Raw genomic sequence first — 13,151 nt, 5'->3', positions numbered from 1 at the left:
TGTGTCGTCTGCTCGTCTTTATTACATTACTAAAACTCTACTGAGCTATGGCTTAGACGAATTAATTCCGCGTAAACGAGTGCCTTGGTTTGCCAAACTCGCCCGTGGCAGCTTATTTTGGTTACGTAACCAACATAAAGATAAACCTGCAGGTATGCGCTTAAGACTTGCATTGCAAGAGCTCGGCCCGGTGTGGATCAAGTTTGGTCAAATGCTTTCTACACGCCGTGATTTACTGCCGCATGATGTCGCATTAGAGCTTGCACTGCTACAAGATCAGGTTGAACCTTTTGAAGGTGAGCTTGCCCAGCAACTGATCGAAAAGGCGCTCGGTATTAATGATATTAGTGAATTATTTAGTGATTTTTCGCAAACACCTTTGGCATCAGCCTCGATTGCACAAGTTCACACGGCAACTTTAATTGATGAGCATGGCGCGCCACAAGATGTGGTGATTAAAGTCATTCGCCCTAACATTAAAGAGCAAATTGATGCTGACTTAATGCTAATGCAAAAAGTCGCTCGCTTGGTTGCTAAGTTATTAAAAGAAGCAAAACGTTTACGCCCTATTGAAGTAGTAAACGAGTACAAAAAAACTTTACTCGATGAGCTCGACTTAATGCGTGAAGGGGCGAATGCGATTCAGCTACGCCGTAACTTCGAAGACTCAGATTCGCTCTACATTCCCTTTGTTTACAGTGACTACAGCCGCAGTAACGTATTAGTAATGGAGCGCATTTATGGTATTCCGGTATCAGATACCGACGCATTACTGGCACAAAATACCAATATGCAGCTACTAGCTGAGCGTGGAGTCGAAGTATTTTTCACACAAGTATTCCGCGACAGTTTCTTCCACGCTGATATGCATCCGGGTAATATTTTCGTTTCACGTGAAAACCCTCATAACCCAAAATATATCGGCATTGATTGCGGCATTGTGGGCACCCTTAATCGTGAAGATAAACGCTATTTAGCAGAGAACTTTATTGCCTTTTTCAACCGTGATTACCGCCAAGTAGCGCAACTGCATGTTGATTCTGGCTGGGTACCCGCCGATACCAGCATTGAAGAGTTTGAATTTGCCATTCGTACTGTGTGTGAACCAATTTTCAACAAACCACTGGCCGAAATCTCTTTTGGCCACGTGCTAGTTAACCTGTTTAATACGGCTCGTCGCTTTAATATGCAAGTTCAACCGCAATTAGTGTTACTACAAAAGACGCTGTTGTATGTTGAAGGCCTTGGCAGACAACTGTATCCGCAGCTTGATTTATGGAAAACCGCTAAACCTTTTCTAGAAGATTGGGTCAAAGAACAAGTTGGTCCGCTTGCAGTAATGAAAAAAATGTATGCGAACTTGCCATTTTGGGCAGAAAAAATGCCTGAATTACCTGATTTAATTTATCAAAACTTAAAACGTCAACAACAACCTGTACAATTGCCAGCGCCGCAATCTGCTAAGCCTTTGTTACTTAGTATCTTTGCTGGTAGCTGTTTAATAGTTTCAGGCTTATGTTATTTACAGCATGACTTAGTCGCCTGTGTAATTACCGCAGGCTTTGCTATAGCAGGCTTTATTGCAGCATGGCGAAGCGCATAAACTAAGTGCTATTTATGTTTTGGTGGGTATAATCAAGGCAAGTCTATTCAATAAATTTGATAAAAACGGAGTAACCCATGGGTTTTGGTGGTATCAGTATTTGGCAATTAATCATTATTTTAGCAATCATCGTGTTGTTATTTGGCACAAAGAAACTTCGTGGCATTGGCGGTGATTTAGGTAGCGCAGTAAAAGGCTTTAAAAAAGCCGTGTCTGATGATGACCAAGCTAGCGCTAAAAGCGAGCAAATAGAACAAGCTTCTAACACGCAAAACAAAGAAACCGTAGAGAAAAGCAAAGACGACCATAAGGCTTAATCAACATGGGGATGTGGGAACTTGTTGTCGTACTTATCGTAGGTCTGATTGTGTTAGGCCCTGAGCGCTTGCCTGTGGCAATTCGTACAGTTAGCCGCTGGGTAAAAACATTAAAGTCAGTCGCCAATTCAGTGAAAGCTGAAGTGAACGAAGAACTCCGTATCCATGAGCTTCACGAGAACTTAAAAAAAGCAGAACAGCAAAACTTGCAAGAGCTCACACCAGATCTGCAAGATTCTGTAAACGAACTTCAAAAGGCTGCTCAGTCAGTTACCCACAGTTATAAAAAAGACACACCAGAAAAAGCAGAAACTAACAATAATGACGAAAAAAAGTGAATTTAATCTCTGCTTTTGTGGTCAATAACAATGATGATGAATAGTAAATTATGACCGAGCAAGCTCACACAGGCTTTGTTGGCCACTTGATTGAGTTACGAAACCGACTCATGAAAGCTTTGTTAAGCATTTTGCTAATATTTATCGCCTTGGTGTACTTTGCCAACGATATTTATAGCTTTGTTGCAGCTCCACTGATTGCAAACTTGCCAAGCACTGCCACCATGATCGCAACGGATGTAACAGCACCTTTTTTTGCACCGTTTAAACTCACCTTATTTGTAGCGTTATTTGCTGCTATTCCCATGATACTGCATCAAGTTTGGAGCTTTATAGCACCAGGTTTGTATCAACATGAAAAGCGTATGCTGATGCCTATTTTGGCCTCAAGTATCTTGCTATTTTATAGTGGTATCGCATTTTGCTACTTTGTGGTGCTACCTATTATTTTAGGGTTTTTTACTAATACTGGCCCTGATATGATGACATTAGCACCTGATATTAGTAGTTATTTAAGTTTTGCTTTAAAACTGTTTTTTGCTTTTGGTATTGCGTTTGAAATACCTGTTGCCATCATGCTGTTATGCTGGAGTGGCGCAACAACAACGAAAAGTTTAAAAGAAAAACGACCTTATATCGTGGTAGGTGTATTCGTGGTTGCCATGTTCTTAACACCTCCTGATGTACTGTCACAAACATTACTAGCATTACCCATGCTGTTATTATTTGAATTAGGTTTAATTTTGGCTGCATTCTATACCGCCAAACCTCAACAGGAATCCGAGGAATAAAATGAAAAAACAACTCATTCCCTTCGTTGCTCTTTTAACTATTGCTGGTACTGCACAGGCAGACGAAGTTAACTTACAAGCATTGCAAGCCTGTACTTTTGTTGAAAATGATTTTAACCGCTTACTTTGTTACGACAACGTAATGGCAGGTAAATCACTTTCAAAACCGGCTACAAAAAAACAAATTGAGCAACCTGTAACTAGCTCAGCAGCTCCTGTTGCCGCAGCAGCCGCAACAAGTGAACAAGCTCTAAAAACAAAAAATGAAGACTTTGGTTTAGAACACAAAGAAGTTGCAAAAAAAAATGATGACGAAATAACCGCAGTGGTTAAGAGCGTTAGAAAAGCACCTTACGGGGAGCTGATTATAGAACTAGAAAACGGTCAACAGTGGCGCCAAGTAGGCTCAGATAGAATGAAGCTAGAGGTGAGCGACAAAGTCATAATTGAACGAGGCGTTTTCAATTCATTCTTGTTAAGAATCGAAGGGCAAAACCGTTCAATTCGTGTTAAGCGTACTGACTAATGAACTATTCGCTAGTTGATGCTGGCGTCAATTTAAGCAATCATCAATTTGATGATATTCATCAAGCTGTGTTACAACGTGCCGCAGAGGCAAATGTAACACAGATGCTTCTTATTGGCTGCGATCTGCAAAGTAGCCAAGCCTCTCTTAAACTCGCCAAACAGTTTAAGCAATTTTGCACAGCTGGGGTCCACCCTCATGATGCAAAAACTGCAGATGATCAGCTTGAAGCACACTTAACAACTCTCAGCCAACACCCTGAAGTGGTTGCAATTGGCGAGTGTGGCCTCGATTACAATCGTGACTTTTCTCCTCGCGATGTTCAGCGCAGCGTTTTTAGACGCCAACTGCAGCTAGCTGAGCAACTAAATATGCCTGTGTATTTGCATGAGCGAGATGCCAGCGAAGATATGCTCGCAATCTTGAGTGATTACAAGGTACGAGGCGTACTACACTGCTTCACGGGTGACGAAAACGCACTCCAAAGTTACCTAGCAATGGGGCTTTATATCGGTGTTACGGGCTGGGTCTGCGATGAACGCCGTGGTGAACAACTACAAGCCTTAGTACCAACTATCCCTTTAAATCGCTTGTTAATTGAGACTGATGCGCCCTTTTTAATGCCGAGAAATATTAGGCCTAGACCTAAAACTCGCCGTAATGAGCCTCAGAACCTTCCTTATGTATGTCAGCAAATTGCTGATTTAAAAGGCTCAGAATTTACTGAAGTGGCAAAACAAACTACACTAAACTTTCAGCAATTATTTTCCATAAAGGGTTAAGATGAAGCGCCTATGGTCACTTTGTGGCGTAATCTTCGTTGTTTTATTTACTCCTTACTTGCAGGCTAACTCCATTATTGTTAGTTCACAATTCAAATCTCAACATACGCTTAATGTTGAGTACACCCTTGATCCTATCACTCAACAGCAAGCCTTTAGCAGTAACAATGTAACTTGGCATTCAAGCCAAGGCGAAACCCTAAATCTAGGTATGACTCTAAAACCAATGTGGCTCAAGCTATCGATAAGAAACACCTCATTAGATGTTATTCCACTGATATTATCGATAGATAACCCTTTACTCGATGAAGTGAGCGTGTTTCATCTTCAAGGTAGCCAATTATTATTTAACACAAAGATTGGGGATGCAGTCCCATTATCTAATCGGCAAATCAAAAATGAGTCTCTGTTAGTCTCATTAACCATTCCAAAAGCCAGCCACTCCGTTGTTTATCTTAAAGTTAAAAACAATGGGGGTTTAAGAGTACCTCTAAGCCTTTGGAAACCCTCAGAATACCTAAAGCATAAAAGTAAATTTAATTTATTGTACGGTTTATTAGTCGGTTTTATATTATCACTCGCACTCACTAATTTAGTGCTTTATGGCTTTTCTAGACGCCGCTATTTCGCCTATACAGGATTATTACTTACCTTGCTGTGGCTTTCTTTGGCTTACCTTTATGGCTTTGGTTATCGTTATTTACAACCTAGTGGCTCATCGTTTCAACAACTGACAATCCCAACTCTATTTTTTATCTGTGGTGCGTTATTTGTACCATTGCAAGGCTATATATTCGGCTTTACCAAATCTCGCTTAAACCGTTTTCAGTATTGGCTAGCATGGGCAGTTGTGCTTGCCACTATAACAATGTGGTTTTTGCCTATTCATATTGCTATCACACTCTGCTTATTGAGTTTACCTGCGGTGCTTATCATTTTTGCAGGTATTGCTCTAAAACAGTTTAATCATGAATATAAGCAGCCTTGCATTGGCTTTTTTGTTGCTTTGTTCGCTTTCTTCTGTGCCATTGTTTACAGTGCACTCGGTGTATTTAATCCATTTGATTTAAATATCGGAATGCTTTCGCTCACCTTCGTTTGCTTTTTAGTTTGTAGCTTGAGCTTGAGTTATGCGGTAATAAAATTGTTTTTGATGCAACGCGACGCTGAAGTCGCAGCGCAACAAAATGCACTAGCAGAGAGTAAAGCACAAGATACCTTAATGCGTGAGCGCCTTGAACTGCAAGAGCAAGCACGCCAAGATCTTGAAGCTAATATTGAAGAGCGTACCTTTGAGTTACAAGTGACATTACGCGAACTTGAAGAGAAAAACCGAGAGCTTGAACAGCTCAATATGGAAGATGCCCTCACTAAAACCAAAAACCGCCGCTACTTTGATAAAAAACTATTGATGGATATTCGTCGCTCACGTCGAGAGCAAACACCTCTAGCTATCATCATGTTAGATATTGACCACTTCAAAGCAATCAATGATACCTATGGTCATTTAACCGGTGATCAAACCATTCAAGCAGCTGCAGATGTCATCAAACAGCATCTTAAACGACCTCTCGATGAAGTGGCGCGCTATGGCGGCGAAGAATTTGTAGTGTTATTACCGAATACACCACTAGAAGGTGCATTAGAAATTGCCGAACAAATACGCAAAGCAGCCCAAAATACTGATATAATAGTTGCCGGAACAACGATTAAATTTACTTTGAGTGCAGGTGTTTACAGCGCAATTGCTGAAGACATTAATAACCCAAGTTTTTTCACTGACTATGCCGACAAAGCCTTATATCATGCCAAGCAAACAGGTCGAAATCGCGTAGTGAGTTATCCTCTACCAGACTAGGAGTATACAAAGCATGGCCCAATCAGGACTCGACCTTTTCCCTTATACACGTATGCGCCGCATGCGTCGTGATGACTTCTCTCGTCGCCTAATGGCTGAAAACCAACTAACTGTAAATGACCTTATTTTTCCTGTATTTGTGCTAGAAGGTAAGAACCGCCGCGAAGCCATTGAGTCTATGCCAGGTATAGATCGTCTTTCTATTGATTTGTTGCTTGAGGAAGCGAAAGAGCTTGTAGAGCTAGGTGTACCTGCCGTCGCTATTTTCCCGGTAACACCGAGCGATAAAAAATCCCTTCTTGCTGAAGAAGCCTATAACCCAGATGCATTAGCACAACGCACTGTACGCGCACTTAAAGAAGCTTTTCCTACATTAGGTGTGATCACAGATGTTGCACTTGACCCATTCACTATTCATGGTCAAGACGGCATCATCGATGAAGACGGTTATGTGATTAACGATGTAACAACTGAAATCTTAGTTAAACAAGCGCTATCGCATGCCGAAGCTGGAGCTGATGTAGTTGCGCCATCAGACATGATGGATGGACGTATTGGTGCAATTCGTGAAGCTCTCGAAGCCGAAGGCCATATCCACACTCGTATCATGGCTTACTCAGCTAAATACGCTTCAAGCTACTATGGCCCATTCCGTGATGCGGTAGGTTCTGCAGGCAACTTAAAAGGTGCCGATAAAAAGACCTATCAAATGGACCCTGCCAACTCTGATGAAGCGATTCGTGAAGTAGCCCTTGATCTGCAAGAAGGTGCAGACATGGTGATGGTAAAACCAGGTATGCCATATTTAGATGTAGTACGCCGCGTAAAAGATGAGTTTGGTGTGCCCACATTTGCTTATCAAGTAAGTGGTGAATATGCTATGCATAAAGCAGCCATTGATAACGGTTGGCTTGCAGAAGATGCAATAATCATGGAGTCATTATTAGCATTTAAGCGCGCTGGCGCCGATGGCATCCTGACTTATTTTGCAAAACAAGCTGCAAAATGGTTAAAAAACAACTAACTTAAAAAAATGTTCTTAAAATAGGTCATTATTTCTATTTTATTAACATTTTGTATTTAATTTGTCATAGATTTTTCTTAAAGTACTGTGTCCCATATTGGGACTTTAATAATACATACACGGGAAAAATAATGATAAATACAAAATTAACGCCGCTCGCGCTTGTTATTGCAAGCCTGAGCGCGCCTGCTTCTGCAAACCTAATCATCTCTGAATATGTTGAAGGAAGCTCTAACAATAAAGCGGTAGAGCTATACAACACATCGAGTGCTGAACTATCGCTTGACGGTTACACCATCTCTTTATACTCAAATGGTAACGGCGATCTAGCAGACCCTAATAACAGCTTAGCTTTAACAGGTACTCTTGCAGCAAATGCAACCTACGTTATTGTAAATGCGGGCTCTGCTGATGAGTTAAAAGCCAATGCAGATACTGAATCAACAATCACTTACTTCAACGGTGATGACGCATTAGTGCTAACTAAAGATGGTGCAATTGTTGATAGCTTTGGTCAACTGGGCGTTGATCCAGGTTCAGCATGGGATGAAGGCGGCGTTTCAACACAAAATAAAACACTGCGCCGTAAAGCAACTGTTACTACAGGCCGTACTGATGCAACCTCTGCGTTCAACCCAAGCGATGAGTGGGAGCAATTCGACCAAGACGATTTCAGCAATATTGGTCAATATGGTGAGAGCACAGAGCCAACGCCTGAGCCAGAACCTGTCACTCCCCTTGAGTGTGGTGCAGCAAAAACCTTAATCAGCGCAATTCAAGGTGAAGGCGGCGACAGCCCGCTTATTAACACTGAAGTAGAAGTTGAAGGTGTTGTTACAGCTGACTTCCAAGGTGATGATCAACTAAAAGGTTTCTTCATTAGCTCACTTGCTGCTGATGTTGATACAAACCCACTAACTTCTGAAGGTGTATTTGTTTATTTCGCAGATACCGACGTTGCAGTTGGTGACCATGTGCGTGTTAAAGGTAGCGTTGCTGAATACTACAGCGCAACACAACTAGGCGATGTTAGCCAAGTTGAGATCTGTGCGACAGGTTTATCTACTGATGCAACCGCTATCACTTTACCAGTTACTGACGTGGCAGACCTTGAAGCTTACGAAGGTATGTTAGTAACCATCGCGCAACCTTTAGTCGTTAATAACAACTACGGCCTTGGTCGCTATGGTGAAGTTGACTTAGGTACTGAGCGTTTATACCAAGGAACTCAAGTAGCGCTTCCAGGCGATGCAGCAAATGCTGTTGAAGCTGAAAACCTGAAAAAACAAATCTTAATCGACGATGGTTCAACAAAGCAAAACCTTGATCCTATTGCTTACCCAGGTACGGGCCTTGATGCCTATAACACATTACGTTTAGGCGATACTGTTAATACGATTACCGGTGTAATGGGTTACAGCTTCGACCGTTACCGTATTCACCCAACAGTACAACCTGAGTTCACTGCAACTAACCCTCGTACAGATGCACCAGAGCTTAACGAAGATGCAGATCTACGTGTAGCAAGCTTTAACGTATTAAACTACTTTAATGGCGACGGCCAAGGTGCAGGCTTCCCAACTAGCCGTGGTGCAGATAGCGAAGAAGAGTTTACTCGCCAAGAAGCTAAATTAGTTAGCGCAATCACGGCTATAAATGCTGATGTGATTGGCTTAATGGAAATCGAAAATGACGGTTTCGGTGAAAATAGCGCCATTGCTAGCCTAGTATCTGCACTTAATGATGAAGATGCAGAAAATACCTACGCATTCGTTGATTTCGGCGTTGACCAAATTGGTACTGATGCAATCACGACAGCACTGATTTATCGCTCAAATAAAGTATCTGAAGTTGGTAAGGCTGCTCATACCACAGTAGAACCTTTCGATTACAGCAATCGCCCGCCAATTGCACAAAGCTTCCAATCTCTTGAAAGCGAAGAAATCTTCACTGTTGCCGTTGCCCACCTAAAATCTAAAGGCGGCTGTGGTAGCGCTGAAGGTAATAATGCTGACTTAGGCGATGGTCAAGCATGTTGGAATGAAATCCGTGTTGCGGGTGCAAATGCATATGCTGATTGGTTAGCCACTTACCCAACAGAAGTTGAAGATGAAGATATCATCTTAGTGGGCGATATGAACGCATACGCGATGGAAGATCCTATCCGTGCATTTGCAGATAAAGGTCTGAAGAGTGCGGTTGCTGAACTAGACGGCGACACATTAGGTTATTCTTATAGCTTCTCTGGCCGCATTGGTAGCCTTGACCACGCACTAGTCTCTGAATCTATGCTTGCTAAAGTTGTTGCTGCTACGGATTGGCATATCAATGCCGATGAGCCAATCAGCCTAGACTACAACCTTGAGTATAAATCATCGACACAACAAGCTAGCCTTTACGCTGACAATGCATACCGTGCATCTGATCACGACCCAGTGATTGTTGATATCCAATCTGCAGAGCCTGTTCCAGAACAACAAGCGCCAGTAATCGAAGTTCAGCAATCATTCGAAATCGTTGAAAACAGTGAGGTAGGCGCTGTGATTGGTCAACTTGTTTTCTCTGATGGTGACGCTGATTATACACCTGTCGTTAGCTTTAGCATTGAAGGTGAGCATGCTGACGCGATTGCAATCAGTGCTACAGGTGAAATCACAGTAGCCAAAGAGCTCGATTTTGAAGAAGAAGACAAGCTTACATTAATGATCCGTGCAGAAGATAGCGCAGGCAACTTATCAGAAGCACAATTACTCTACATCAACATTACCAATGATGTGGCAGATGATGTAACCGAAGAAGTTGAAGAAGATGAAACTGAAGAAGAGTCAAAAGATGATGATTCTGGTTCATTTGCTTGGTTAAGTCTACTTGCTTTACCATTTGCACTTCGTCGTCGCATGAAAAAATAAGCGACACCGCATTAAGTAAAAAGGCCGCTTATCGCGGCCTTTTTTATACTTCACACTCTAAAACTGATTCAACTCTAGAGTTGGCTTTTGCCTTATAGAGTCTTTCAATCTCAATTTTTTGCTCATCGCTAACTTGCCAATTAAAGAATTGGCAGCTTTTTCCATTTACTAAATCTACTTTAAAAATAGTTAGAAATGCGAGCTGAGAGAACTCAACTGCAGCAATATCTTCAGTGTTAATATAACGCTTTTTAATTCCACGCGAATAACAAATTCCCGCTTTATAACAGTGTAAAAAGCGCAGTTGTAAGAAATTTAAAATAGTTATAAAGAGCAAAATAGGTAAAAGAAACAAAAGTAGCGATGTTCCAAGAAAAGTAACGCTTAATAAAACAAGAATAGCAAACGCTATCTTGGTTCCCTGTAGAGTCCAATTAGGACTTAACTTTATCGTTTTCATGAGGCTGAATCTTAAAATTTTAATGATAATAAGCTGACGTTTAATACAAAATGATTAAAGAATCATTCGATTGCTATTTTACAGAGTCTAAAAAAGGGACACAAGGTACAAAAAATACTTTTGTACTAGAAAAAAGAAACCAGACCGCAACTCATTATAAAACCGCTACTTTTTACCTATAATAGATTTAAATTAAAATATTATAATTTATACCACTCATACCAATCCGCTTAATTAAGTTGTCTATTTTGAGGCAATAAAACCTCAAAATGATTAAGTATTATTGCAGGTTGGTATCACACAAATTCGTTTAATAAGCGGTCTATTTTAGGCAATAAAAAACCCGCAACAAGTGCGGGTTTTTTTAAAAGAAGTTAAAAGGCTAATTACTTAGCAGCTTTTTTCTCTTTTTCTGCAGCGATTACTGTTTCAGCAACGTTTGCAGGACATGGTGCGTAGTGTGAGAACTCCATAGAGAACTGACCACGACCAGAAGTGATAGTACGTAAGTGGCCGATGTAACCGAACATTTCAGAAAGTGGTACATCACCCTTGATGCGAACGCCCATTGCGCCAGCTTCTTGGTCTTTAATCATACCACGACGACGGTTAAGGTCACCGATTACGTCACCTACGTTGTCTTCCGGAGTGAATACGTCAACTTTCATGATTGGCTCAAGAAGTTGTGCACCCGCTTTAGGGATAGACTGACGGAAAGCGCCTTTAGCAGCGATTTCGAACGCGATTGCTGATGAGTCAACTGCGTGGAAAGCACCGTCGAAAAGTTCAACTTCAACGTCTAATACTGGGAAGCCAGCTAGAACACCTTCTTGCATCATTGATGCGAAGCCTTTCTCAACTGCAGGCCAGAATTCTTTAGGTACGTTACCACCAACAACTGATGAAGAGAACGTGAAGCCTGAGTTTTGCTCGCCTGGCTTGATGCGGTAATCGATCTTACCGAATTGACCAGAACCACCAGATTGTTTCTTATGCGTGTAGCTATCTTCGATTTCTTTCGTGATAGTTTCACGGTAAGCAACCTGAGGTTGACCAACAACTAGGTCTACGCCGTAAGTACGCTTAAGGATATCTACTTTGATATCTAAGTGAAGCTCACCCATACCTTTAAGGATGGTTTCGCCTGAATCTTCGTCAGTTTCAACTTGGAATGAAGGATCTTCTGCAACCATCTTACCGATCGCGATACCCATCTTCTCGTTACCGCCTTTGTCTTTAGGAGCAACAGCGATTGAGATAACTGGATCAGGGAAGATCATCGCTTCAAGTGTACATTCGTGCTTAGGATCACAAAGAGTGTGACCAGTTTGAACGTTCTTCATACCAACAACAGCGATGATGTCACCCGCTTGTGCTTCAGTAAGTTCGTTACGCTCGTCAGCTTGCATCTCAACCATACGGCCGATACGCTCTGTTTTACCAGTTGCTGAGTTAAGGATTGTGTCACCTTTCTTCATGCGACCAGCGTAGATACGGATGAACGTAAGTGCACCGAAACGGTCGTCCATGATTTTGAACGCTAACGCTTTAAGTGGCTCATCTGCAGAAACAGTTGCTACTTCACCAGTAGGCTCACCTGTTTCAGGATCAGTTAGAGGTTGTGGGTCAACTTCTGTAGGCGAAGGTAGGTAATCTACAACCGCGTCTAATACTAACTGCATACCTTTGTTTTTGAATGCAGAACCACAGTATGTTGGGAAGAACGCAAGATCACGAGTACCTTTACGGATACAACGTTTGATGTCTTCTAGAGAAGGCTCTTCACCTTCCATGTAAGCCATCATTAGGTCTTCGTCTTGCTCAACAGCAGACTCAACAAGCATCTCATGGTATTCATCAACTTTGTCTACCATGTCAGCTGGAACGTCTTGTACTTCGTAGTTTTCAGGAAGACCAGTCTCGTCCCAAACGTATGCTTTTTTCTCAAGTACGTCTACAACACCAGTGAATTGGTCTTCGATACCGATTGGTAAAGTCATAACTAGTGGGTTAGCACCTAGTACTTTCTCAACTTGACCTACAACGCGGTAGAAATCAGCACCCATACGGTCTAATTTGTTTACGAAGATTACACGTGCAACTTCTGATTCGTTCGCATAACGCCAGTTAGTTTCTGACTGCGGCTCAACACCACCAGAACCACAGAATACACCGATACCACCGTCTAGTACTTTAAGTGAACGGTATACTTCTACTGTGAAGTCAACGTGTCCCGGAGTATCGATAACGTTTAAGCGGTGGCCTTTCCACTCACAAGTTACAGCTGCTGATTGGATTGTAATACCGCGCTCAGCTTCTTGTTCCATGAAGTCAGTAGTAGACTCACCGTCGTGTACCTCACCAGTCTTATGAATTTTACCCGTAAGCTTAAGGATACGCTCAGTGGTGGTAGTTTTACCCGCGTCAACGTGGGCGAAAATACCAATATTTCTGTACTTCGATAAATCTGCCATTATTTTACTCTTAATAAAGTCGAAAAATTATTCGGCGGGAGTATAGCATTACTTAAAGCGAACATCACC

General features: G+C 41.8%; 11 protein-coding genes. 9 read left to right on the top strand and 2 right to left on the bottom strand.

The window, feature by feature from the left end; genetic code table 11:
* Position 1: 1 nt before the first annotated feature.
* The 9 genes from ubiB (at position 2) to L1272_RS00425 (ending at position 10,148) form a co-directional block, all read left to right on the top strand.
* Positions 2 to 1,603, top strand: coding sequence for a ubiquinone biosynthesis regulatory protein kinase UbiB (gene ubiB, locus L1272_RS00465; protein WP_235372553.1), 1,602 nt, complete (start codon positions 2 to 4; stop codon positions 1,601 to 1,603).
* A 77-nt stretch (positions 1,604 to 1,680) separates the two neighbouring features.
* Positions 1,681 to 1,920 (top strand): Sec-independent protein translocase subunit TatA, encoded by a 240-nt coding sequence (tatA, locus tag L1272_RS00460; RefSeq protein WP_054562924.1) that lies wholly within the window; start codon positions 1,681 to 1,683, stop codon positions 1,918 to 1,920.
* Between the two features lie 5 nt (positions 1,921 to 1,925).
* Positions 1,926 to 2,258, top strand: a complete 333-nt coding sequence (tatB, locus tag L1272_RS00455) for a Sec-independent protein translocase protein TatB (protein ID WP_054552342.1) — start codon at positions 1,926 to 1,928, stop codon at positions 2,256 to 2,258.
* A gap of 50 nt (positions 2,259 to 2,308) precedes the next feature.
* Complete coding sequence (tatC, locus tag L1272_RS00450; protein WP_054552341.1) at positions 2,309 to 3,049, top strand: twin-arginine translocase subunit TatC; 741 nt, start codon at positions 2,309 to 2,311, stop codon at positions 3,047 to 3,049.
* Position 3,050: 1 nt separating this feature from the next.
* Positions 3,051 to 3,575 carry a hypothetical protein gene (locus tag L1272_RS00445; protein ID WP_054552340.1) on the top strand — a complete coding sequence of 175 codons (525 nt, stop codon included), beginning with the start codon at positions 3,051 to 3,053 and terminating at the stop codon, positions 3,573 to 3,575.
* A complete protein-coding gene (locus tag L1272_RS00440) occupies positions 3,575 to 4,357 on the top strand; it encodes a TatD family hydrolase (RefSeq protein WP_138599080.1) in 783 nt (260 codons plus the stop codon). The genes L1272_RS00445 and L1272_RS00440 overlap by 1 nt, the downstream gene beginning before the upstream one ends.
* Position 4,358: 1 nt before the next feature.
* Complete coding sequence (locus L1272_RS00435) at positions 4,359 to 6,215, top strand: sensor domain-containing diguanylate cyclase (protein WP_235372552.1); 1,857 nt, start codon at positions 4,359 to 4,361, stop codon at positions 6,213 to 6,215.
* 13 nt (positions 6,216 to 6,228) lie between these two features.
* Positions 6,229 to 7,239, top strand: coding sequence for a porphobilinogen synthase (hemB, locus tag L1272_RS00430; RefSeq protein WP_194442461.1), 1,011 nt, complete (start codon positions 6,229 to 6,231; stop codon positions 7,237 to 7,239).
* A gap of 131 nt (positions 7,240 to 7,370) precedes the next feature.
* Positions 7,371 to 10,148, top strand: a complete 2,778-nt coding sequence (locus tag L1272_RS00425) for an ExeM/NucH family extracellular endonuclease (RefSeq protein WP_235372551.1) — start codon at positions 7,371 to 7,373, stop codon at positions 10,146 to 10,148.
* Between the two features lie 43 nt (positions 10,149 to 10,191).
* Here L1272_RS00425 and L1272_RS00420 read toward each other — a convergent pair whose 3' ends face one another.
* Together L1272_RS00420 and fusA are read right to left on the bottom strand one after the other, a co-directional pair.
* Positions 10,192 to 10,608, bottom strand: coding sequence for a hypothetical protein (locus L1272_RS00420; RefSeq protein WP_138599083.1), 417 nt, complete (start codon positions 10,606 to 10,608; stop codon positions 10,192 to 10,194).
* A 386-nt stretch (positions 10,609 to 10,994) separates the two neighbouring features.
* Positions 10,995 to 13,082 (bottom strand): elongation factor G, encoded by a 2,088-nt coding sequence (fusA, locus tag L1272_RS00415; protein ID WP_062566304.1) that lies wholly within the window; start codon positions 13,080 to 13,082, stop codon positions 10,995 to 10,997.
* Positions 13,083 to 13,151: the final 69 nt, after the last annotated feature.

Origin of the sequence: Pseudoalteromonas sp. PAST1, assembly GCF_021532515.1 — a bacterium.
GTDB lineage: Bacteria > Pseudomonadota > Gammaproteobacteria > Enterobacterales > Alteromonadaceae > Pseudoalteromonas > Pseudoalteromonas simplex.
The sequence above is the reverse complement of the archived record's forward strand: the minus strand, read 5'-3'. Positions and strand labels throughout refer to the sequence as shown.

What these genes read in the sequence shown, in the direction of transcription:
- tatA (WP_054562924.1), top strand. Translation starts at nt 1,681, where the DNA reads ATGGGTTTTGGTGGTATCAGTATTTGGCAATTAATCATTATTTTAGCA.
- tatB (WP_054552342.1), top strand. Translation starts at nt 1,926, where the DNA reads ATGGGGATGTGGGAACTTGTTGTCGTACTTATCGTAGGTCTGATTGTG.
- tatC (WP_054552341.1), top strand. Translation starts at nt 2,309, where the DNA reads ATGACCGAGCAAGCTCACACAGGCTTTGTTGGCCACTTGATTGAGTTA.
- L1272_RS00445 (WP_054552340.1), top strand. Translation starts at nt 3,051, where the DNA reads ATGAAAAAACAACTCATTCCCTTCGTTGCTCTTTTAACTATTGCTGGT.
- L1272_RS00440 (WP_138599080.1), top strand. Translation starts at nt 3,575, where the DNA reads ATGAACTATTCGCTAGTTGATGCTGGCGTCAATTTAAGCAATCATCAA.
- L1272_RS00435 (WP_235372552.1), top strand. Translation starts at nt 4,359, where the DNA reads ATGAAGCGCCTATGGTCACTTTGTGGCGTAATCTTCGTTGTTTTATTT.
- hemB (WP_194442461.1), top strand. Translation starts at nt 6,229, where the DNA reads ATGGCCCAATCAGGACTCGACCTTTTCCCTTATACACGTATGCGCCGC.
- L1272_RS00425 (WP_235372551.1), top strand. Translation starts at nt 7,371, where the DNA reads ATGATAAATACAAAATTAACGCCGCTCGCGCTTGTTATTGCAAGCCTG.
- L1272_RS00420 (WP_138599083.1), bottom strand. Translation starts at nt 10,608, where the DNA reads ATGAAAACGATAAAGTTAAGTCCTAATTGGACTCTACAGGGAACCAAG.
- fusA (WP_062566304.1), bottom strand. Translation starts at nt 13,082, where the DNA reads ATGGCAGATTTATCGAAGTACAGAAATATTGGTATTTTCGCCCACGTT.